The following is a 1,148-nucleotide window of genomic DNA, read 5'->3' as shown; positions in this document are numbered from 1 at the left end:
CAACCTTCTCATTCGCCGTTGCACCGTAATCACGTAGCACTTCTATGCCGATACTTGTCGGCAATAAATCTGACTTTAGCGCTGCAATAAGCTTATGAACTTCCTGAGCCACACTGACTGCATTGCTTCCCGGCTGTTTGGCGACACTGATAACCGACATCGGTAAATCACTACGTGCGGCGATCGGGACCCCTTCAAATTCTGGATGTGTTTCAGCAAAATCCAACCAGGTATAAGTACTCGCATTGGCAGGGCCGTCAACAATTTCAGCTACATCCTGAAGCGTTACCGGAATCCCATCGACAACATTGACCACCGTCTGTTTTAGACTACTAAGGTCGCGGATAAAGTCGCCGCTTTCGAGTTGAATAGACTCATTGTCAACGAACCAGTTGCCGCTACTTTGAAGCAGATTGGACACCTGTAAAGCTTGCAAGACGTCTGCCGAAGTACTTTGACGCGCTGCCAAACTTTCGGGCTGTAAAAAAATCCTTATCGTTCGTTCTCGGCCCCCCGTTACCTTGACTTCACTGGTATCAGGAATTGCCTGTATATAAGTCGACAGCTCTTCCGCTACCCGCCTTAAGTCATAATCGCTAGCATCGCCTTTGGAATACAAAGCCAACATCATGATCGGCACATCATCCACTTCAACCGGGTTTACGCGCCAGTTTTGTACTGCCTGAGGGACTTTATGTTGATTGGAATGAAGTTTGTTATAGGTATTCAGAATTGCATCTTCACGATCTTCGCCAACATAAAATCGTAAAGTAACAGCCGCCTGACCGCTCATTGAGGTGGAATAAACATTCTCTACACCCGGGATTTGAGCCAGAAGTTTTTCCAGCGGTGTTGTCACCTGCCGTTCTACCTGCTTAGAAGACATACCTGGCGAACTGACTAACACATCGACCATCGGTACAACAATTTGAGGCTCTTCTTCACGTGGAGTGTAGTTCAGCGCGACCATGCCCAATAAAAGCGAGACAATAAGAATCGCTGAAGGTAAGCCACCCGCTAAACTGTAGGCGAGCAAACGTTCGATAAAAGATTTATCTGCTGAAGTCATGCAATTACCCTAAGGTTTAATTAATTCGGCTGGCAAAATACGTTATACAAGTTCTGAATTATCGACTCTACACGAGGGT

At 46.5% G+C, this 1,148-nt stretch carries 1 protein-coding gene; it reads right to left on the bottom strand.

Annotated elements, in window-relative coordinates; translation table 11 throughout:
* Positions 1-1,069, bottom strand: a 1,069-nt coding sequence (locus tag A3763_RS22630) for an efflux RND transporter permease subunit (protein WP_197483059.1), incomplete at its 3' end; no start/stop codon positions are given.
* Positions 1,070-1,148 lie beyond the last annotated feature (79 nt).

The sequence above is a fragment of the Oleiphilus sp. HI0128 genome, assembly GCF_001635365.1.
Note: the sequence above shows the minus strand (reverse complement) of the source record. Positions and strands in the feature narration are given on the sequence as shown.